Here is a 20,481-nt window from a genome sequence, read left to right as displayed (position 1 = left end):
CTAATACCCAATACCCAATCCCTAATACCCAATTAAGGATAAAACCCCAACTTGGGCAACCCCAAGGTTTCATCCCAGCCCATCATCAGGTTCAGACACTGAATAGCTTGGCCCGCCTGTCCTTTAATTAGATTGTCAATTGCTGACATAACAATCACGCGACCTGTGCGTGGGTCAACTTCTACACCGATATAACAAAGATTGCTGCCGTTAGCCCACTTGGTTTGCGGGTAAACGCCGCTACCGCAGACTCTTACCCAAGGAGAGTTGCGGTAGAAGGCTGAGAAAATTGTGATTAAGTCATCTCGCACTAGACCGGGGTCGCTCATTGTGGCATATACTGTTGCCAAAATACCGCGTACTATTGGGATCAGGTGCGGTGTAAATTGGATCATGAGTTCGTGACCAGCTAAGTCACTGCAAATTTGCTCAATTTCTGGAGTATGACGGTGACGACCAAGATTGAAAGCTGTTATGGAATTGTCTGCTTCAGCTAGTAATAAGTTGGTTTGAACCTGCCGTCCACTGCTAGATGTGCCAGACTTAGCATCGATAATAGCTGTTTCTGGTCTGATTAAGCCTTGCTTTAAAAGTGGCGAAAGCGCAAGGAGACTAGCAGTCGCATAGGAACCAGGACAACCAATGAGTTGAGCTTCAGCAATGCGATCGCGATACAGTTCTGGTAATCCATAAACTGCTGTCGCTGCAATTGTGCGATCGCTTCTCTCTGTACCATACCAATTTGTATAAGTTGTCAAATTACTAAACCGATAGTCTGCACTCAAATCTAGTACTTTACATCCTTTTTCCAACAGTTTGGGTGCGATTTGGCAAGCCAGACCATTTGGTAAAGACAGGAAAACTACTTCACAGCGATGAGCAATTATTTCTGGTTCTACTGCCTCTATTAGCAGGTTAGTTGCATGAGCCAGATGCGGGTAGAGATCCCCAAAAGATTTCCCGATACTACTTTCACCTCCTAAATAAACTATTTCGACTTCTGGGTGATCCATCAGTAGTCGTACTAACTGCACTCCACCATAGCCCGACGCGCCAACAATCCCAACGGGTACGCGTCTAAATTTGCCCATGATCTGAAATCCTTATCCCATGAATGGTTAATTCGTTCTCAGCTATCAACAATATCAGCGACCAGACGCACAGCGCACAAAAGGTCTTAAACCCCTCTACTTTGTTCTAAGAAGATGGGGGAGCAAACAAACGATTATTATTCTTCTTCATCGCCTTCATCCTTTACTGTCGCTGCACTTTATCCCCACTTTTTATGGCAAAAATTTTTACCCCGTTATCAAATCATTGCTAGTCTACTTCTCTGCCTTATAAAGGAGCTACAATCTAAAAGAAGAAATTGTTAAAAAAATTTACGTTTATAGCTGGAAATCTTTCTGTGTCACAGACTAATCCTACCCAAACTTTTAAATTTGATTCGATTGATGCCGCTTTAGCAGACCTAAAAGCTGGTCGCGTCATTGTAGTGGTAGATGATGAAAATAGAGAAAATGAAGGCGACTTAATTTGTGCTGCCCAATTTGCCACACCCGACATGATTAATTTCATGGCAGTGGAAGCAAGAGGACTAATTTGTTTGGCAATGACAGGCGATCGCCTAGACGAGCTAGACTTACCCTTGATGGTAAGCAACATTACAGATACTAACCAAACTGCCTTCACTGTCAGTATTGATGCCGGGCCAGAATTAGGTGTCACTACAGGCATTTCAGCAGAAGACCGCGCCCGAACTATCCAGGTTACTCTCAACCCAGCTACAAAACCCACCGATTTGCGTCGTCCTGGTCATATTTTTCCGATTCGGGCTAAGGCTGGAGGCGTACTCAAACGCGCAGGACATACGGAAGCGGCTGTGGACTTAGCTAGGCTAGCAGGGCTATACCCGGCGGGGGTAATTTGTGAAATTCAAAACTCTGATGGTTCAATGGCGCGGTTGCAGCAGTTAGTTGAATACGCTAAACGTCACAATTTAAAAATAATTAGTATTGCGGATTTAATCAGCTATCGCCTACAGCACGATCGCCTAGTGTATCGTGAGGTAATTACCAAGCTGCCTAGTCAATTCGGTCAGTTTGAAATTTACGCCTACCGCCACACTCTGGATAATACAGAACACGTGGCAATTGTCAAGGGCGATCCAGCTAACTTCAAAGATGAGCCAGTGATGGTACGGATGCACTCAGAATGCTTAACTGGTGATGCTTTGGGTTCTTTGCGCTGCGACTGTAGGATGCAGTTGCAAGCTGCACTCAAAATGATTGAGTCTGCTGGTCAAGGTGTAGTTGTATACCTGCGTCAAGAAGGACGGGGAATCGGCTTGATTAACAAGCTGAAAGCCTACTCGTTGCAGGATATGGGGCTGGATACAGTAGAGGCAAATGAGCGTTTGGGATTTCCCGCTGACTTGCGAGACTACGGGATGGGGGCACAAATGCTCATGGACTTGGGTATCAAAAAAATTCGTTTGATTACCAATAATCCCCGCAAAATTGCTGGAGTCAAGGGTTATGGATTGGAAGTAGTCGATCGCGTGCCATTGTTGATTGAGGCAAATGACTACAATTCTTATTATTTGGCGACAAAGGCGAAAAAGCTGGGTCACATGCTGTTACAGACTTATCTGGTGACAGTAGCAATCCATTGGCAAGATGACCCGGAAGCTGTGACGGAACGTTATGAGCGCTTAGAAAAACTGCGACACTTAGCGAAAAGTAACGATCTATTGTTACAAGAAGAAGCGCGTCCCTTAGCGATCGCTCTATTTGACGAGCCATCTTTAACAGTACACTTGGGTTTCGATCAGGCAAAAGTTGCTAGCTGTGATTGGTATCAGCAGAGTGGTCATCCTTATATACAAGCTATCTTCCAAATTCTGGACAACCTCGCAACTGTGCCATACATCCAGAAACTAGAATTTCTGATTTCTTCTGGTTGCGATCCTTTGAGTAATTTACAAGTCCAACTAGATCGGCAGACATTCGCCGATGGTACACTGCCTTCGTCAATTAGCGATCGCTTGGAGACGCAGCAAATTTACAGCTTTAGTAAATAGCTTGGATGATTTTATTTTCAATAAATCTTGTAAGGTACACCACCAGAACCGATGAAGTAACTGTCGGAAGCGCCTCAAAATAACGGCATAATAAAACCACAATAGAGCGTCAAACCTGAAGATTGAGATTATGAATACAACTATTATTGCCAAAGTCACATCTGATGGAAAGCTAGAAATTCCTCCAGAGGTTTTGGAAAAGCTTCAGCCTTGTACAGAATATGAAGTCTCTGTTACTGAAAATGAAATTGTGTTTAAAAAAACAAATAACCGATTAACACTAAAAGCATTAAGGCAACGAGTAACACAGGCTGGTTCAGATCCAAATCAACCAACTCTCGAAGAAATTAGTCAAATAGTCAAGGAAGTTAGGCAAGAACTTTGGACTGAAACATGAGGGTTGTAGTTGATGTAAATGTTTGGATTTCAGCATTACTTTGGGGAGGAGTGCCAGATATAGTTTTGAAACTGGCAGAGGAGCAGAAAATAACTATATTTGCATCTGATGCATTATTTTTAGAGTTAGAAACTACTTTGCGTCGTCCAAAGTTTCAGTCTAAAATCGAGTCTTTAAATTTAAGAGTAGAAGATGTAATTAATGCCACAAAAGATGTACTCCAACTTTGTGTAACTGTTTCTGTCAATTCTCCTCAATTACGTGACCCAAAAGATATTATAGTTCTGGCTGCGGCTATTGCTGCAAATGTTGAAGTAATTATTACTGGTGATTTAGATTTATTGGTGTTGAGAGAGTTTAACGGAATTCCCATTTTGACACCACAAGATTTTCTGATGCGTTATTTTCCAGAAAGGTCTAATACTAATTCGTAGCAAATAAATTCTTTCACTAGACGATCGCATTTCTCCAGACAAGCTTACCAATAGGCAATTCGTGAAAACAAGATGATATGCGATCGCTCTCTAAACTTCTACTTTTTACCTCAGAACTTGGAACTCCGATATGAGAACTCGACATTTCAGTTTTATAGAGAAGACTGGGGTTTAGAGAATAGTTTTATTTATCCTCTAGCATCTCACTTCATGCCCCATACCCAATTCCCAATTAATAATGAGTTGCCGATTTACGATGATGCACAGCTGTAACGCCATCAGTATCTAACAATTTGCCATTCTCGACAGTCGCATAAACCAGCCAGTGGTCGCCAGATTCCATCCGATTTTGTACGGAACATTCGAGATATGCTAGGGCATCCGTAAGTATGGGAGAACCGCTTTCCGTTTCTTCGGCGGCGACATCAGCAAATCGGTCTTGTCCTGGGCCAAAAGGTTTGAGGAAGTGCTTCATCAACCCCAAGTGATTTCCTTCTTTAAGGATATTGAGGACAAATTTGTTTCCTGTATGCGTTAGTGTTTCTACTGCCCGGTCTTTAGCAACGGCGATGGTTAAACCAGGTGGACTAAAACTTGCTTGAGACACCCATGAAGCTAACATGGCACTAGAGCGATCGCCTTCCTTGGCTGTGAGAACGCAAAGAGAACCCACAATCCGACCAACTGCTTGTTCTACATTTGTTGCAGGTTGACGTGGCGATCGCACTTTTTTCGCTTTCTTCAGTGCTTGAGCAAAGTCGGTTCCAGCTTCTTCACATAATTGTAAGGTGGCATCGTCGGGTTTGAATTTTACGCGGATGGTGTCAAAACCAAACCGATAGCCAGCATCTTTTAATTTACCCTCAATTAAATCAACCGCTTCCCCACTCCAGCCAAAGGAACCAAAAGCACCAGCAAGTTTATTGTTAGTAGCGGTGGATAGCACAATTCCTAAAGCTGTTTGCACGGGTGTCGGTGCATGACCGCCGAGAGTAGGAGAACCGATGATGAAACCACCGGCTTTTTCCACAGCCGCCTGGATTTCTTCTGGTTCCGTAAATTCGCAGTTAATCGATTCTACGGCAACGCCAGCTTTTGTGATCCCACGAGCGATCGCTTGGGCTAATGTCGCTGTATTTCCATAAGCTGATGCATAAATCAATGCTACTGTCAAGTCAGCAGATGCTTGCTGCTGAATCCATTCCCGATAGGCTTTGGTTAGGTCGATTAAGCCATAGCGCACCAAAGGCCCGTGTCCAGTGCCATACATTCTCACGGAAAAATCGACCAGTTTATCCAACGCTGTTTCAACTTGACGAGCGTGGGGAGCCATGAGGCAATCAAAATAATAGCGCCGATCTTCGTTATATATTTCCCAGCCTTCATCAAATACCTGATCTCCACAAACGTGCGCCCCAAATAACTTATCTGTGTATAGAATTTCTGTTTGTGGATCGTAGGTGCAGAGTTGATCGGCATAGCGGGGATTGGGAGTGGGAATAAATTGTAAATTATGCCCGTTACCCAAATCTAGAGTTTCTTCGCCCCGCATCACAAGAATTTGCAAATCTGGATTTTCCAGCGCCCCACGTAAATTTATCGCCCCTGGATTAGAACACACAAAGGTGATTTGCGGGGCAATTTCTAACAAAGCTTTTAAAGTTGCAGCCCGGTTAGGATTTACGTGTCCCAAAATTACATAATCTAAATCTTCAAGATGGAAACGTTGTTGCAAAGCTTCTAAATAAATTTGCGTAAACGTTTCTCCTGGAGGATCGATAATGGCACTTTTATCGCTTTCGATTAAATAAGAATTAGCAGTTGTACCTTTAGCAAGAGCATATTCAATTTCAAATCTCAGCCTTGACCAACTGCGCGATCGCAGTATTCTCGTATCTGTAGCAATGGGAAAAACTTGAACGTCACGGGGTTTGTTTTTTGACATAGCTTTATTGGGGAATTGGGGATGGGGCATGGGGCATGGGGCATTAGTATTAATATATTCTCCCCGCTCCTGTGCCCCTCTGCTCCTCTGCTTTGCTTGTTAATAATGATTACCAACTTTACGGTGATGCACAGCAGTCAAACTTTCTGGCTTAGAAACCCCTCCGGCGTAGACTGTGCTATATACTCCCCAATGGTCGCCGCAATCCATTCTGCTGATGACTTCGCACTCCATGTAAGCAAGGGCATCGTTGAGGATAGGCGCACCATTTTCGGCTGGCTGAGTTCTCACACCTTGAAAACGATCTGCACCAGGGGCGAACCGTTTCAAAAAGTGTTTCATTAATGGTTGGAAATTGCCTTCTTCTAAAACGTTGAGAACAAAGCGATCGCCTACTTGCATGAGTGATTCAATTGCCCGATCTTTGGCGACTGCAATGGAGAATCCCAATGGTTTAAAGCTGGCTTGAGCAACCCAGGAGGCTAGCATGGCACTGGAAACATCGCCTTTTTTAGCAGTAATAATATATAACCCACCGCTGATTCTACCTAGTGCTTTATCTAAGTCAGCACCAAGGGATTTCATGGCTTTGATGCTGCGATCGCGTGTTACCCATTGAGCTAAGTCTGTGCCCGCTTCTTCACACAACTTGTAGGTATTTTCCGTAGGCGTTTGTTTAATCCGAATCGCGGGAAAAACTGTTGTCAAACCCAAATTACGGAATTTACTCAGTAAAGGATCTATCGGCTCATCATCGCCACTGCCGGTTTCAAACACGCCGATAGCTTGCTTTTCTTTGGCCGATCCTAAAACTGTGCTGAGTGCTGCTTGGATGCTAGCAGCGCCAGAAGCCGGAGGTAATCCAACGACTAGTCCAGCACAGCGGCTAACTAGTTCCCGCAGTTCTTGTAAATCGACTTCAGATCCCAAATCAACAATTTCCACGGCGACACCAGTTTTAGTGATACCGTTGGCAATTGCTTGCGCGAGGCGATCGCTATATCCGTATTCGGAAACGTAAAATATCCCAACTGCCGTTTCTGCCTTGGTTTGGCTTTGGCTCCAAGTGCGATAACGTCCAACTAGTTCTTCAACATTGTGAGATAATAATGGCCCGTGTCCTGTGGCAATCATGTCGATGGTTTTCAGTTCCGCCATCCGCTTCAGGGCAGATAGAACTGACCGGGCATTCGGCCCCATCAAGCAATCGTAGTAGTAATGAAAGTCTTCTTCGATAGCTGCTAAGTCTTCATCAAAGGTGCTATCTGAGCAATAGTGTAACCCAAAGGCATCGCAGGTATAGAGAATTTTGGTTTTGTGGTCAAAGCTGAAAATGGTATCCGGCCAATGCAAATTTGGGGCAATCACGAATTCAAATTCATGCCCATTGCCCAAATCTAAGCGATCGCCATTTTTCACAATCCGCCGTTTAAATGGCTGATGTACTAAATTCTCCAGAAACTGAATCGCCACTTTAGAACCAACAACGGTGATTTCTGGAGCCATAAGCAGCAAATCTTTAACTAAACCGCTATGGTCTGGCTCAGTGTGGCTGATAATCAAATAATCAATCTCTGTTGGGTTGATTAGTCCGGTAAGCGTATCAAAATATAGTTGACGAAACTTTTCGTGGGAGGTATCAACTAAGGCAGTCTGCTCCCCGCGAATCAGAAACGAGTTATAAGTAGTACCGTTTTGCAGACCAAACTCAATATCGAAGCGATCGCGATCCCAATCTAAAGAGCGAATAGCCGTCGTCTCTTGAGCAATCTCTACAGTCTGTATGGTGAGCCGTTTTTCAGTTTTTTCGGTGAGCGCTACCATAACTCCCCTCCTTGACACAATGAGTATTTGTTCCTCTAGGTTTATTGTGACACGGCTTGAATGTTAATTTTTATTAAAAAACATATAACTGACTTAAAAAAGTTAAAAGTGTGAAACAGCAGAGGCACAGAGAGGAAATTTGGCTAGCGTTGGAAATTGGTAATTCCCGGCTGCATTGGGCGTTGTTTGTTGGCGAAACGCTTTACTCAGCTTGGGATACCGATTATTTGCCTGACTCTGTTATACAACACTTGGCTGAATGTCAAACCCTGAATGATTTACTAGAGAAAATTTTTCCAGAAGGTGAATCTCTAACAAACACTCTACCCCTTTGCCCTCTCCTCGTCGCCTCTGTAGTTCCCAGCCAAACTGCTATTTGGCAAACTTACCCAAATACTCGCGTTATTACATTAGACCAAGTACCACTAAAAAATGTTTATCCCACACTAGGAATTGACCGCGCTTTAGCTTTGTGGGGTGCGGGGAAAACGTGGGGTTTTCCAATGTTAGTAATTGATGCTGGAACAGCGCTAACTTTTACATCTGCGGATGCTAATGAATCTCTAGTTGGAGGTGCAATTCTGGCGGGATTAGGCTTGCAATTTGCAACTCTCGGTCAACAAACAGGACAATTGCCATTTGTAGAAATACAAAATTTTCAGTCTTTACCACCACGTTTTGCACTTAATACAAAAGAGGCTATTAAAAGTGGAGTTATTTACACATTAATAGCTGGAATAAAAGCTTTTATTGAGGCGTGGTGGGCTTTATTTCCTGATGGTAAAATTGCAATAAAAGGGGGCGATCGCACTTTATTACTAAATTACCTACGAACCTTATATCCTGAAATTGCAGCACCTTTAATTGTGGAACCAAATTTAATTTTTTGGGGAATGCAAAAAATAGTAATGGGTGATAAGGAAATGGGAAATATTGGCACGATCACAAGATAAGCAGACAGGTTCAGCTATGGATGAAATAAAATTAGGGACTTCCATTAAAAAAAACATCCTATCGTAGATTTGTAAGGGCGCAAGAGCTTACAAATCTACAAATAATTTGAGATAATTTATTTTTTGCAAGTTCCTTAATCGCACTTATCTGTGACAGTTCTAGAAGTAATAACCCAAGTTGTTAGTTATCAAAAAGTGCCTTTGCTTAAATACAATATTTTGTTTTCTGGTATTTAAAAATACTTAAAAATTAGTTTTCTGTATCACATTTGATACAGTTGATAGACACTAACTAGCAACTTACGTTAATATTATTCGTGAGCAAAGGTTAAGAGTTATACTCTTCGCGAGACAGCAGAAAGCTTAGAGATATAGGATAATTACAAAATGCACCGCTTATTAGTCAATTTTACCTGTGGCTTGCTAGTTGCAGTTCCAGGTTCTAGTGGAGTAAGTCTACAACAAACTCATATTTGTCAAAGCCCGCAGTCAGAATCAAATTTCTTAGTTGTGGGTGGTGGTGGTGCGCCTTCTTACAACGAAATTGCTTTAGAGAAAAATGTACTTTACTTTCAGCGTACCCTGCAATTCATGGGGTACAATCCAAAGCAAGTTGCATCCATTTTCTTTGCCAATGGTAACGATGGCCAAGCCTCTGTGCGCTATATTGACCAGCAAAGAAGACAGCAATTTAAACGACCAAATATTCCTCACCTTCAAGGTGCTACTACTTTAAATAACTTAGAGCGTTATTTCAAGCAGTTAGGACAACATAAAAGTTCTAAAATTTCGTTTTTATACTTCACAGGACATGGAGGTAAAAATACACAAGACCTAGATAACAATTATTTTGTGTTGTGGAATGAACAACCGTTGAGTGTCAGGCATTTTTCTCAAATGCTAGATAAAATGCCATCAGAGAAGCCTGTTGTAGCAATGATGGCTCAGTGTTTTTCTGGCTCTTTTGCTAATTTTATCTATGAAGAGGGAAATCCCAAACGTCCTGTAGCACTTCAAACACGTTGTGGATTCTTTGCAACGATTAAAAGTCTACCTTCAGTCGGCTGTACGCCAGAGGTAAATGAGGCTGACTATCGAGATTATAGTTCTAGCTTCTTTGCAGGTTTGAGTGGACGCGATCGCACAGGTAAAACAGTGAGTTCTGCTGATTACAATCAAGATGGACGAATTACTTATGCCGAAGCTCATGCTTTTGCTAAGGTGGATGAGAAATCGATGGATTTACCAATATCTACTTCTGAGGCTTGGTTGCAGAACAAAGTTCTTCCAACACAGGAAAAGACAATTCTTACTCAACCAATTAGTCAAATTTTAAAGACAGCTCGCCCTGAACAGCGCTATGTAGTCAATTCTTTAGTGAAAAAGTTTAATTTAGACAAACAAAAGCCTATTTTTGGGGTTATACAAAATATAGATAGTAACAAAATTAAAATCGACGAACAGCAGGCTTATTTTAAACGCTTGAAGATGGAACTAATTAACATTGCTGTTGAAAAGCAAATCCGTACTTCTGGTAATCAAAAAGATATTGCGATACTCAAACGGTTGGTGAAGTGCGAGAGTGGTTCTTGGAAAAAATAAATTAACTATAGCGGTTCCCATTCAGATGCGGTACAAGATTAATCGCGAAGTGTAAGGGCACGGCAGTGCCGTGCCCTTACGGGTGTACCTCACTCAACCGAGAACGGCTATAAAACACCTGATAGTTTATATAGTATTGAGCCGAGATATGACCAAAAACCTGCAAGATGACCACTTTCCAACTCCTGCATCTATTCCATCCTAACTCCCGTTTTACTAAAGTCTGTCCACCTATTCCCAAACCTTTCACCACTTCTGCGATGAATTGTCGTCGGTTGCTTCCCTTAAGTTTTTTGGCTGTTTTGATGTACAGAGATTTTAGGTTCTCGGTGAGTTGAATGATAGATTTTGGAAACATGAGGTAGGCTGTATACTGAAATTATCTTTCTGCGATCAGTAGGATCAATCATTCTGTGGAGTTCTCTTAATAAACTCTTGAATCTCAATTGTCACAACTTCAGCACAAGATTCTGGTAAGTCATTTCCAGCATGGGCAATCATTTTTAACTCAACTTTCGGCATCAGTTGAGCATAAACCTGGCTTTTAGCTAAAGCATCTGGTGTATCTTGGCCACCTTGTAAAATAAAAACTGGGACATCTATCATATAAAGCTGCTTTTGCAGTAATTCCGCCTCAATTTCTACTTGTCGCCGTTTAAAAAGTAACTGGCAACCTATGGGATACGGCAATAGTGCTTGACGCAGTTGCAAGTCTTGTGCAATTTTTTCATGCCAACCCAGAATTTTAGTGAAAGGAGTTAGCGATCGCAACAATTGAACTATAAGTGGTGGATAATTCAATAATCGCCGCATCTTCTGGGAATACTCTTCTTGTCCTGCTATCTCTACGCCCTCTGGTGCTAGCAGTACCACACCATCAACTTTCTCTGGATACTTTAAAACATAGCTAGCAGCAATCCAACCCCCAAGAGAATGCCCCACTAAATATACTTTTTCTAGCTTCACAGCTTGCAAAAACTCAGCTAGACACTCAACTTGTAAATCTATCGAATGGTGGATATTAGGATTTTCTGATTCACCAAATCCTAACAAATCAGGTGCAAAACAATGAAAATCTTGTGCAAGGGATTCCATCACAGATAACCATTGACTGCTCTCATTCCAAGCACCATGTAAAAAAATTATAGGAGTTTTTTCACCGACTTCACGCCAGAATAATAGCCCTTGAGAGAGCTTTCTCCGGGAGTTACGGAATAGTGTATCCATTTTATTTAGTAATTAACTTTTAGCACCATAATAAATAGTCATTAGTCATTAGTCATTAGTCATTAGTTATTAGTCATTGGTTATTGGTCATTATTAACTAGTTCTGGACAAATTACAAACACAGAAGTGTGAACCAAGGCTTTTTGAGGTTATAACTTTGGCGGCAAATGACAAAGGACTAATGACTAATGACTAATGAAAAAATATTGTTATGCCAATGTTGTCAAGCCATTCAAGTAGTCTTGCAACTGCCGAGTATGGTCATGAGACATCTGTCCTGAAGGTAGTAAACTGGGAGAAAAAGCTTGGATTTCCATGACTTCTAAGGTGTCTTGAATTTCCATTGTCCCATGCACTTCGGCTTCAACCACAATACAAATAGAATGGATTCTGGGATCGCGGTCTGGTGCAGAGTAAACTCCTACTAAACGGTTAATTTTCACCAATTCTAGCCCGGTTTCCTCCATCAATTCCCGGCGGACTGTATTGGGAACATCTTCTCCCCAATCTACAATTCCTCCAGGCAATGACCAAAGACCATTGTCGCGCCGCCGGATCAGTACAATCCGACCATCGGGTAAAATTGGGATGATACTAGTGCCAGTAATGGGATGACGAAATATTATACCCAATACTGTTTGTCCAATACGCCATAAGCTACGTGTGGACTCGACAGCTGCCGGAAAAAAAGCAATAACGTTCAATCTTCAAAATTTATGTGTTGTATTCTCTAGTTCCCTACCACTTACATAGACTCAACTAATAAAATTTTTGTTGAGTTTTGTTTTATACAAAAATGTTTGTGGGTTAAGATTTTATTCTCACGATTTACGTAGAATACTATTAATTCTAACATCAAGTTTTAATAGAAGCACTGTATTTATATATACATGATATTTATTGAACCAAGTAAATTTTCAGTTTTTAGCTAGCATTAGTGCTGCTGAAACAAGCTATCACTAATAGTTTTTCAGTAGACATTAAAAAAAATAATATGAATAATAAGTCAAAATCCAAAATTCTGAATTTATAAGAGGAAATTTAGTAGGATTTAAAACTCCACTTAATTAAAGACCATTAAATCAAATATTAGACTCCATAGTTAAACCCACCTATGCCTGCTGAGTTTTGATGACTGACTCCTGAATTATTGCTTGATAATATTGGTTTGTTTCAATAACAACTAGTGAGCTATTCTACAATCTATTTGACAGATTAGAATCTCAGAAAAGATATTTTTCGTCTAGCTGGCGGGGAGAATTCAGAATTTTTATTGACAAAGCTAGGTAGAATGCGATAGGCTAGTACACTGTTTAAAGCGTATTTTTGCTGCACTAGGTTAAAAGTATATCAATAACATTGGTAGCTAATATTGCCTATGTGATGCCTAGTTGCTACTTTTTTGTTGTTTATTAATAGAGGTGAACATGGCCAAGCGCCGTAACCCGAAAAAAGAAAAGGCGCTACGTAACCAGGCGTATGCCAGAAAGTTTCGTAAACGGACTACGACAGGAAGAATGCAGAGAAGGTTCCAACAAAGACCACCAAAGAGTGAGGAAGAAGAAGGCGCAGCAGCAGCTGACACTGAATAAGCTGCCTGCTTAAATCCTTATTGTTTGGGTTATTTACCTTTTAGGGCGCACATTTATTTGTACGCCCTTATTTATTTTTGGGCATTGGGCATAGAGAAAAGACAAAAGAGAGATTTATTCAATAATTCCCCTTATATCCTTTATGTCCCTACTCTCCACTCCCCAATTCCTCTATTGAGCAATTTGAGCGCGGGCGGCTATAAGTGCTTTGTTTACCTGTACAAAGCCAGTTCCTCCGTAACTGTTGCGGGCAGCAACAACTTGACGGGGAGATATCGCTTCATAAATATCTGCTGCAAATGCCGGATGTAGTTGTTGCCATTCTTCCAATTTCAAATCTTTTAGGAGTTTACCTGCGGCAATACTAGTTTTTACCACCTTACCCACAAGATTGTAAGCTTCCCGGAAAGGAACGCCCCGTGCAGCCAGATAATCTGCTACATCGGTAGCATTAGAAAAATCTTCCGCTACAGCTGATGCTAATCGCTGGGTACGAAATTCTAAGCCTTCCCTGAGCAAAATTGTCATCGCTTCTAGTGAGGCTTTGACTGTGTTAACGCTATCAAATAGACCTTCTTTATCTTCTTGTAAGTCTTTGTTATATGCCAGGGGTAGCCCTTTCATGATGACTAACATCGCTTGGAGATGACCGAATACACGTCCCGTTTTCCCCCGCACCAATTCTGGTACATCGGGGTTTTTCTTTTGGGGCATGATACTGGAACCCGTAGCACAGCTATCTTTGAGGGTGACGAAGCGAAATTCTTCAGATGACCAAAGAATGACTTCTTCTGCAAGGCGGCTGAGGTGAACCATAATTAAGCTAGCAGCACACAAGAATTCGATCGCAAAATCGCGATCGCTCACTCCATCGAGGCTATTAGCATAAATATCCTCAAAATTTAAGAGTTTGGCTGTGTAGTGGCGATCAATAGGGAAAGTAGTTCCCGCTAAAGCACCACATCCCAAAGGTGAAATGTTCACGCGGCGAGAAACATCTCCTAAACGTTCCCAGTCGCGTTGCACCATTTGAAAGTATGCCAAGAGGTGGTGAGCTAAACTTAGAGGTTGGGCGCGTTGTAAGTGAGTATAGCCAGGAATCAGAGTTTCAACGTGCTTTTCGGCTATATCCAGTAAAACACCTTGAAATTCTCGCAATTCGCTTTTGATTTGTTGGATTTGGTCGCGCAGGTAAAGTCTGGTATCAGTGCCAACTTGGTCATTACGCGATCGCGCCGTATGCAACTTTTTACCTACATCACCGACAATTTCTGTCAGTCGGCGTTCAACTGCAAAATGTACATCTTCAGCATCGACACCAGGCTGAAATTTCTCCTGGCGGTACTCTTGGCGAATTTGTTCTAAACCAGCAACTAGTTGCTCTCCTTCTTCTGGGGAGATGATGCCCGTGTAAGCAAGCATTTTGGCATGAGCTTGAGAACCAGTGAGGTCATATTCGATTAATTCAATATCGAAACTTATACTGGCATTAAAACGAGCGATCGCTGGATGCAACGCTGATTCAAACCGCTGGCTCCAAGTTTGTTTTTCGGTCATAAATTATCAAGGAAAGGGCATTAATTTTAGATTTTGGATTAATTATCAATCCAAAATCCAAAATTCAAAATTACTTTAACCGTAGCTAGTTAGATTCCGAATCATATAGCCAATGACTAAACCAATCAACAATGCCCACACTTGACCTGTTTGTATAAAGTGGCTCCAAGCTTTTTGCATCTGACCCATAACGTTTGGATCGGTGATTGTTTGTGCTAGGGCTGTCCAATTTACAGGCAAATGCCAAAGTAACTGAGATGTCAAATCGCTGTAATTGCTCATCTTTGGTGATTAAGAAGTTAGGGGTGGCAAATTTCAGCATCAGTTTATTATTTACATTAATTACTGATATATACTGAAATATTTGGATATAACTTCAATGTCTTAACTCAAGATGTAGCTGATGCCAACCGCAATTTCTCGGCAGTCCGCAAAATCTGCCCCGCCAAAACTGCTGCACCAAAACCATTATCGATATTTACTACACCTACTCCCGCAGCACAAGAGTTAAGCATTGTCAATAAAGGTGCTAAACCACCAAAACTTGCGCCATAACCGATGCTCGTGGGTACGGCAATCACCGGACAACTCGCTAAACCAGCGACAACGCTAGGTAAAGCGCCTTCCATCCCTGCCACGACAATCAACACCGATGCTGATTCAATCAAGTGGCGGTTACTTAATAAGCGGTGAATTCCCGCAACGCCAACATCCCAGAGGCGCTGTACCCGAAAACCAGAAAGTTCAGCAGTGACAGCAGCTTCTTCAGCAACGGGTAAATCGGCAGTACCAGCAGAAATAATACCGATTTCACCCCAGAATTGTGGTTCTATAGTTGGGGGAGCGATCGCACAAATTCGCGCCGATTCGTAATATCGCAAACCGCTAACTTTTGATTGCAGTGCGGCATAAACTGCTGGTTCAATGCGAGTTGCCATCACCACCGGATTACGAAGACGCATCACTTCCATAATTTGAGCAATTTGTTCGGGCGTTTTACCAGGGCCCCAAATTACCTCTGGGAAACCAGTTCGTAGCTGCCGATGGTGGTCAATTTTGGCAAACTCCCCCACAGATTCATAAGCTAAATCTTTGAGTGAGTCTAATGCCGTATCTGGCGTAACTTTACCATTGGCAACCGCTTCGAGGAGCGATCGCAATTTTTTTTCATCGGTCATTTTTTATTTGTCCTTTGTTATTTGTCATTTATGAATAACCAATACCCCATATCCCAATGACTAATGACCAATGACTAATGACTAATCAGTTACTTTTAGTTCGTAGAGATTCCAGAATGGGCCACCAAGAGCAGTATATTGAATTCCTTGGAAGCGATCGCGCACTGCTTGCAGATTCAACCTTTCCACTAAATGAATAAACGGCAACTGTTCTGAGGCGATACGCTGATATTCGTAATAAATCTCCTTGCGCTTGTTTTCATCTAATACCTGTGCGCCCTTAATGTAAAGGCTATCAATTTCCTTTTCCCAGTCGGAAACTTTCCAGCCAGTCATGGGTGGATCTCCTGGTTGTGGCCCCAAATTAAATGCGTGGGATGCACCGGTAACTCTCCAGATATTGCTAGCGCCGTGGGGTTCAATACCGCCTCCAGCAAATCCTCCCAGATAACAATCCCAATTCTGCGTAACTTTGAGTTTTTCTAAATAAGAATTAAAGCTGAGAATTTGCAAATCTACTTGAATTCCAATCTTACCGAGATCCCGTCTGATTTGAGATGCCATATCTCCTCTAACTTTTCTTTCCGAATTTGTTAAAATTGTAAATCTGACTCGGTTGCCATCAGCATCGACAAGCTGATTTTGAGCATTATATTTGAACCCAGATTGTAACAGTAATTTCTTAGATTTATCTGGTTCGTAATTATATACTTTTAACCCTTTTTCTGGAGGAAGGAAGTAGGGACTCTTGACATAAACAAATGAATTTTGTAGTTCACCCAGTCCTCGATAAGCATTTGTTTTCATCGTTTCTCGGTCAAGTGCGTATGCTATAGCCTGCCTGAATTCCTTTTTATTAAACCAGCTAGATTTAATTGGGTCTACGAAAGGTTTACCCTGAGAATTCTTAGCTTTACTAAGATTGAAAGCAATAAAACTCGTACTTGTATCTGGACCACCGTTATAAATTTTAAACTTTGCCCGTTTTTCTTCTCGCTTTAGCAAACTAAAACCTTCAGGAGGAACTTCTAAATCATCCAACTGCCCAGAGCGAAAACTAATCAATTGGTTTTCAGTAGATTCAATAATTTGCCAAACAATTCGCTCAATGTAAGGCTGAGGATTACCCTGAGTATCTTTGCGCCAGTAGTATGGATTACGCCGAAATATAACTCGCTGACTGGAAACATAACTTTCCATTACATAGGGGCCGTTGCCAACAATTTGTTTAGGATCTGTCCCTGTTCCCCATATTGAGAGAAACTTAGAATTTTTATCAGATCCAGTTGTGCGAACTGCTTCCTGTAGAACATGGGCTGGCATAATTGGGATGCCGCCTACATATCTTAAAAAAGGAGCAAACGGTTCCAGTATGCTAAATTCAACCCGACGCTCATCAATTTTTTTCACCTTTGGCAAACTGCCCTTCTCGCCAATTCTTAGGGCATCTTTGGTAGAGGTGGGAATTTTAGGATTGAGGTAAATTTCGTTATAACTAAAGACAACATCATCAGCAGTCATTGGCTGACCATCTGACCACTTAATTCCTGATCGCAGGGCGATCACAATCCGCTGACCATCTTCAGAAACTTCCCACGCTTCTGCTAAAGCAGGCTCTAATTTTGTGGTTACGGGATTCTCATTAATCAATGAGTCATAGAGGAAGCCAAAAACGCTATATGCCGACTCATTCAGAGCATAGTTGAAAGTTGAAGGCTCACTCAAAACTGCGGTGACAAGTTGCGGCACTTGAGCAGCTGCGCTTTTGAAGTTAGCTGGATTGCAGGCGGTAACTGTAAGTGCAATTGCTGAAATCAGAATTAATGTTAGCCAAAAATGTTTAATTGCCAGAAATATTTTTTTAAAAAATCTCATAATTTCAAATTTATTTCCATCTTAATCAGTCCTCAATATCTCGATCAGAGGCTAAAAGAAAAGTTACTCTGAAGCAACTAGCAAGACAACAGCATAAGCACATATACCTTCTTCACGTCCAACGGGGCCTAATTTTTCGTTAGTGGTAGCTTTGATGCCAATTTGATTTGGTTGTAATTCTAAAACCGCCGCTAGTTTGTCGCGCATATTGTTAATATGCGGCTTTAATTTTGGACGTTCTGCTACTACTACCGAATCAATATTTCCCACCTGCCAACCTCGATCCCGAATTAGTTGATGTACTTGAGTTAATAGTACTAAACTATCTGCTCCCGCCCATTTAGGATCGCTAGGCGGAAAATAATGACCAATATCCCCCAAAGATAATGCCCCAAGCATCGCATCCATAATTGCATGGGTCAGTACATCAGCGTCACTATGACCTAATAAACCCAGTTCATGGGGAATTTGGATTCCACCTAAAATCAAAGCGCGATCGCTCACTAGTTGGTGAATATCGTAGCCGTTACCAATACGAATTTTTGTCATTTGTCATTTGTCATTTGTCATTTGTCATTTGTCATTTGTCATTTGTCATTTGTCATTTGTCATTTGTCAGGAGTTAGAAATTATTATTCTCTCCCTGCTCCCTTGCTCCCCTGCTCCCCTGCTCCCCCTGCTTCAATTTCTCCAACAAATCAGGGCGGCGATCGCGGGTTTTTTGAATTTGTTGTTCGTAACGCCACCGGGCGATCGCTGCATGATTCCCACTGAGCAAGACATCAGGCACTTTCAAGCCGCGAAAATTCGCAGGACGAGTATATTGGGGATAGTCCAGTAACCCTTCCTCAAAACTTTCTGCTGTCAGGGATTCAGTTTTGGCGACGGTTCCTGGTATTAGCCGCACTACACCATTAATCAAAGCCATTGCTGGAATTTCCCCACCAGTCAGAATAAAATCGCCCAAAGATATTTCACGAGTTACCAAATGTAGCACCCTCTCATCCACTCCTTCGTAATGCCCACAAATAACTACTAACTGGTCATAATTTGTCACCAATTCTTTCAAAAGAGGTTGATTAATTGCTTGACCCTGTGGACTCATCAAAATTACTTCTCTTCGGGGTAGAATCGGCAGCGACTCCACGGCGGTAAAAATAGGTTCTGGCTTCATTAGCATCCCAACACCACCGCCGTAAGGTTCATCATCTACTTTTCGGTGTTTGTCAGTCGTAAAGTCCCGTGGATTAATCAGATGCACTTCGGCAATCTGTTTGGCTAAGGCTTTACCTAGCAGCCCAGAATTGAGAACAGAGTTAAAACAGTCAGGAAAAAGCGTAACTATATCAAAGCGCACAGTTATTCGTATTCGAGGACACTAATCTTAAATTTGAATGTCTAGCAAACACCAGCAAGCCAAGGTCGGGTTAAACTCCAGTTAAACTTTATCAATAGTATCTAAAACTACCAGACCCCTGGATTTTAGATGGGATCAAAAGTTTTTCTAATTACTTAATTTATGTTTAAATGTTGTCACAACTACATTTAAATTAATAATCATATCAAGTTAACAACTTCCAGGATGCATCGAGCCAGCCTCAGAAAAAAGCGTAGTCTTAACTGCTCGTCCCCAACTCTAAAGGGGAAATCTAGCTACTTAAAGACTATTTTGCCCTGCTGCAAGTGGACAGGTGAAAAACAAGGCGCTGGCGAGAGAGGAATGGGAACAAACACGTTTAGACTGAGGCAACGCGAGCGTTAAGCGAGAATTTGGAGAGTGGCTTTCCCCAGTTCCAAACTTCCAAAAAGTGTTCTCTCAAAGAAGCAAAGCGCAAAAATTATCAGGCAACTGAACTTGTTAAATTCACACGCCATTCGCCACAAGCCGGGGAACCCGTCCAAAGCGATGGCTCCTGAAGTTGTTGACAGGAGAACCAAAATGCCGCAATTACAAGCTAAATCGCTAGAAATGAGGACACCCCAAGCAACTAAAACCGCCGTTCTGGTTATCGGAGGTGCAGAAGATAAAGTTCATGGGCGCGAAATCCTACGAACTTTTTTTGGACGCGCCGGTGCTAGTAAGGCTTATATTACAATAATTCCATCTGCCTCTCGCGAACCTGCCATCATCGGTGGTCGGTATATTCGCATTTTTGAAGAAATGGGTGCCCAAAAGGTAGAGATATTAGACATTCGCGAACGAGAACAGTGTGAAGCCTCCCAGATCAAAGCATCCTTAGAAGCCTGTAGTGGGGTATTTTTGACAGGAGGAGACCAACTGCGTCTTTGTGGCGTATTGGCAGATACGCCAGCAATGGAAATTATTCGCCAGCGGGTGAGGGCGGGGCAACTTACGTTAGCAGGCACCAGTGCAGGAGCGGCGGTGATGGGGCATCACATGATTGCTGGCGGCGGTAGTGGAGAGGCGCCCAATCGTTCCCTAGTGGATATGGCAACAGGCTTGGGATTTATTCCGGAAGTAATCGTTGACCAACACTTTCACAACCGTAATCGAATGGGGCGACTGATTAGTGCGATCGCAGCTCATCCCGATCGCTTAGGTATTGGCATTGACGAAGATACTTGTGCCGTTTTTGAACGTGATGGTTGGCTACAAGTTATGGGCAAAGGCAGTGTCACCATTGTCGATCCCACTGAGCTGACCCATACTAACGAACCCCATGTCGGTGCTAATGAACCGTTAACCGTGCATAATTTACGTCTCCATATCCTCAGCTACGGCGATCGCTTTCACTTGTACCAGCGGACTGTATTGCCTGCTGTACACCGAATCTCCAGCTGACGGGATAGAGTA

The 20,481-nt window shown here is 42.2% G+C and carries 19 protein-coding genes and 1 pseudogene; 7 read left to right on the top strand and 13 right to left on the bottom strand.

Annotated features, from left to right (window positions below; all coding sequences use genetic code 11):
- Positions 1-32: 32 nt before the first annotated feature.
- Positions 33-1,091, bottom strand: a complete 1,059-nt coding sequence (gene argC / locus V7K41_RS28025) for an N-acetyl-gamma-glutamyl-phosphate reductase (protein WP_334853539.1) — start codon at positions 1,089-1,091, stop codon at positions 33-35.
- Between the two features lie 317 nt (positions 1,092-1,408).
- Here argC and ribBA point away from each other — a divergent pair, with 317 nt between their 5' ends.
- The 3 genes from ribBA to V7K41_RS28010 all read left to right on the top strand — a co-directional run bounded on the left by ribBA (position 1,409) and on the right by V7K41_RS28010 (position 3,913).
- Positions 1,409-3,082 (top strand): bifunctional 3,4-dihydroxy-2-butanone-4-phosphate synthase/GTP cyclohydrolase II, encoded by a 1,674-nt coding sequence (gene ribBA, locus V7K41_RS28020; RefSeq protein WP_334853538.1) that lies wholly within the window; start codon positions 1,409-1,411, stop codon positions 3,080-3,082.
- 130 nt (positions 3,083-3,212) lie between these two features.
- A complete protein-coding gene (locus tag V7K41_RS28015; RefSeq protein WP_334853535.1) occupies positions 3,213-3,479 on the top strand; it encodes a hypothetical protein in 267 nt (88 codons plus the stop codon).
- Positions 3,476-3,913, top strand: a complete 438-nt coding sequence (locus tag V7K41_RS28010) for a putative toxin-antitoxin system toxin component, PIN family (RefSeq protein WP_334853534.1) — start codon at positions 3,476-3,478, stop codon at positions 3,911-3,913. The genes V7K41_RS28015 and V7K41_RS28010 overlap by 4 nt, the downstream gene beginning before the upstream one ends.
- Positions 3,914-3,929: 16 nt before the next feature.
- Here V7K41_RS28010 and V7K41_RS28005 read toward each other — a convergent pair whose 3' ends face one another.
- The 3 genes from V7K41_RS28005 to V7K41_RS27995 form a co-directional block, all read right to left on the bottom strand.
- Positions 3,930-4,058 (bottom strand): hypothetical protein, encoded by a 129-nt coding sequence (locus tag V7K41_RS28005; RefSeq protein WP_334853533.1) that lies wholly within the window; start codon positions 4,056-4,058, stop codon positions 3,930-3,932.
- Positions 4,059-4,145: 87 nt separating this feature from the next.
- Complete coding sequence (locus V7K41_RS28000; protein ID WP_334853532.1) at positions 4,146-5,858, bottom strand: diflavin flavoprotein; 1,713 nt, start codon at positions 5,856-5,858, stop codon at positions 4,146-4,148.
- A 99-nt stretch (positions 5,859-5,957) separates the two neighbouring features.
- Positions 5,958-7,682 (bottom strand): diflavin flavoprotein, encoded by a 1,725-nt coding sequence (locus V7K41_RS27995; protein ID WP_334853530.1) that lies wholly within the window; start codon positions 7,680-7,682, stop codon positions 5,958-5,960.
- A gap of 110 nt (positions 7,683-7,792) precedes the next feature.
- On the opposite strand from V7K41_RS27995, the gene V7K41_RS27990 reads away from it, so the two are divergent.
- Positions 7,793-8,635, top strand: a complete 843-nt coding sequence (locus tag V7K41_RS27990) for a pantothenate kinase (protein ID WP_334853529.1) — start codon at positions 7,793-7,795, stop codon at positions 8,633-8,635.
- Positions 8,636-9,022: 387 nt separating this feature from the next.
- Positions 9,023-10,237 carry a Caspase domain-containing protein gene (locus V7K41_RS27985; protein ID WP_334853527.1) on the top strand — a complete coding sequence of 405 codons (1,215 nt, stop codon included), beginning with the start codon at positions 9,023-9,025 and terminating at the stop codon, positions 10,235-10,237.
- 190 nt (positions 10,238-10,427) lie between these two features.
- Here the strand turns inward: V7K41_RS27985 and V7K41_RS33030 are convergent.
- From V7K41_RS33030 to V7K41_RS27970, 3 genes and pseudogenes are all read right to left on the bottom strand, one after another.
- Positions 10,428-10,595, bottom strand: a pseudogene (locus tag V7K41_RS33030) (ISAzo13 family transposase); the annotation flags it as partial.
- A gap of 44 nt (positions 10,596-10,639) precedes the next feature.
- Positions 10,640-11,464: an alpha/beta fold hydrolase gene (locus tag V7K41_RS27975; protein WP_334853523.1), complete on the bottom strand. Its 825-nt coding sequence runs from the start codon at positions 11,462-11,464 to the stop codon at positions 10,640-10,642.
- Between the two features lie 209 nt (positions 11,465-11,673).
- Complete coding sequence (locus tag V7K41_RS27970) at positions 11,674-12,168, bottom strand: NUDIX hydrolase (protein WP_334853521.1); 495 nt, start codon at positions 12,166-12,168, stop codon at positions 11,674-11,676.
- 723 nt (positions 12,169-12,891) lie between these two features.
- Here V7K41_RS27970 and V7K41_RS27965 point away from each other — a divergent pair.
- A complete protein-coding gene (locus V7K41_RS27965; RefSeq protein ID WP_167407613.1) occupies positions 12,892-13,056 on the top strand; it encodes a hypothetical protein in 165 nt (54 codons plus the stop codon).
- Positions 13,057-13,227: 171 nt separating this feature from the next.
- Here the strand turns inward: V7K41_RS27965 and argH are convergent, their stop codons facing one another.
- The 6 genes from argH to trmD form a co-directional block, all read right to left on the bottom strand.
- The gene (argH, locus tag V7K41_RS27960) at positions 13,228-14,613 is read right to left on the bottom strand and encodes an argininosuccinate lyase (RefSeq protein ID WP_334853519.1); all 1,386 of its coding nucleotides are present in this window, start codon (positions 14,611-14,613) and stop codon (positions 13,228-13,230) included.
- 75 nt (positions 14,614-14,688) lie between these two features.
- Entirely contained in the window at positions 14,689-14,895 is a 207-nt protein-coding gene (locus tag V7K41_RS27955; protein WP_292780927.1) for a hypothetical protein, read from the bottom strand.
- A gap of 107 nt (positions 14,896-15,002) precedes the next feature.
- Positions 15,003-15,791, bottom strand: coding sequence for a nickel pincer cofactor biosynthesis protein LarB (larB, locus tag V7K41_RS27950; protein WP_334853518.1), 789 nt, complete (start codon positions 15,789-15,791; stop codon positions 15,003-15,005).
- An 81-nt stretch (positions 15,792-15,872) separates the two neighbouring features.
- Positions 15,873-17,666: an ABC transporter substrate-binding protein gene (locus V7K41_RS27945; protein ID WP_334853516.1), complete on the bottom strand. Its 1,794-nt coding sequence runs from the start codon at positions 17,664-17,666 to the stop codon at positions 15,873-15,875.
- A 63-nt stretch (positions 17,667-17,729) separates the two neighbouring features.
- Entirely contained in the window at positions 17,730-18,215 is a 486-nt protein-coding gene (gene ispF / locus V7K41_RS27940) for a 2-C-methyl-D-erythritol 2,4-cyclodiphosphate synthase (RefSeq protein WP_334853514.1), read from the bottom strand.
- 73 nt (positions 18,216-18,288) lie between these two features.
- Positions 18,289-19,023 (bottom strand): tRNA (guanosine(37)-N1)-methyltransferase TrmD, encoded by a 735-nt coding sequence (gene trmD, locus V7K41_RS27935; RefSeq protein WP_334853513.1) that lies wholly within the window; start codon positions 19,021-19,023, stop codon positions 18,289-18,291.
- Between the two features lie 582 nt (positions 19,024-19,605).
- On the opposite strand from trmD, the gene V7K41_RS27930 reads away from it, so the two are divergent.
- Positions 19,606-20,469, top strand: a complete 864-nt coding sequence (locus tag V7K41_RS27930) for a cyanophycinase (protein ID WP_104905797.1) — start codon at positions 19,606-19,608, stop codon at positions 20,467-20,469.
- The last annotated feature ends 12 nt before the right edge of the window (positions 20,470-20,481 follow it).

Source organism: Nostoc sp., from assembly GCF_036917415.1.
GTDB lineage: Bacteria > Cyanobacteriota > Cyanobacteriia > Cyanobacteriales > Nostocaceae > Nostoc.
This window is presented reverse-complemented; position numbering and strand designations above follow the sequence as displayed.

What these genes read in the sequence shown, in the direction of transcription:
- argC (WP_334853539.1), bottom strand. Translation starts at nt 1,091, where the DNA reads ATGGGCAAATTTAGACGCGTACCCGTTGGGATTGTTGGCGCGTCGGGC.
- V7K41_RS28015 (WP_334853535.1), top strand. Translation starts at nt 3,213, where the DNA reads ATGAATACAACTATTATTGCCAAAGTCACATCTGATGGAAAGCTAGAA.
- V7K41_RS28010 (WP_334853534.1), top strand. Translation starts at nt 3,476, where the DNA reads ATGAGGGTTGTAGTTGATGTAAATGTTTGGATTTCAGCATTACTTTGG.
- V7K41_RS28005 (WP_334853533.1), bottom strand. Translation starts at nt 4,058, where the DNA reads ATGTCGAGTTCTCATATCGGAGTTCCAAGTTCTGAGGTAAAAAGTAGA.
- V7K41_RS28000 (WP_334853532.1), bottom strand. Translation starts at nt 5,858, where the DNA reads ATGTCAAAAAACAAACCCCGTGACGTTCAAGTTTTTCCCATTGCTACA.
- V7K41_RS27995 (WP_334853530.1), bottom strand. Translation starts at nt 7,682, where the DNA reads ATGGTAGCGCTCACCGAAAAAACTGAAAAACGGCTCACCATACAGACT.
- V7K41_RS27985 (WP_334853527.1), top strand. Translation starts at nt 9,023, where the DNA reads ATGCACCGCTTATTAGTCAATTTTACCTGTGGCTTGCTAGTTGCAGTT.
- V7K41_RS27975 (WP_334853523.1), bottom strand. Translation starts at nt 11,464, where the DNA reads ATGGATACACTATTCCGTAACTCCCGGAGAAAGCTCTCTCAAGGGCTA.
- V7K41_RS27965 (WP_167407613.1), top strand. Translation starts at nt 12,892, where the DNA reads ATGGCCAAGCGCCGTAACCCGAAAAAAGAAAAGGCGCTACGTAACCAG.
- argH (WP_334853519.1), bottom strand. Translation starts at nt 14,613, where the DNA reads ATGACCGAAAAACAAACTTGGAGCCAGCGGTTTGAATCAGCGTTGCAT.
- V7K41_RS27955 (WP_292780927.1), bottom strand. Translation starts at nt 14,895, where the DNA reads ATGAGCAATTACAGCGATTTGACATCTCAGTTACTTTGGCATTTGCCT.
- larB (WP_334853518.1), bottom strand. Translation starts at nt 15,791, where the DNA reads ATGACCGATGAAAAAAAATTGCGATCGCTCCTCGAAGCGGTTGCCAAT.
- V7K41_RS27945 (WP_334853516.1), bottom strand. Translation starts at nt 17,666, where the DNA reads ATGAGATTTTTTAAAAAAATATTTCTGGCAATTAAACATTTTTGGCTA.
- ispF (WP_334853514.1), bottom strand. Translation starts at nt 18,215, where the DNA reads ATGACAAAAATTCGTATTGGTAACGGCTACGATATTCACCAACTAGTG.
- V7K41_RS27930 (WP_104905797.1), top strand. Translation starts at nt 19,606, where the DNA reads ATGCCGCAATTACAAGCTAAATCGCTAGAAATGAGGACACCCCAAGCA.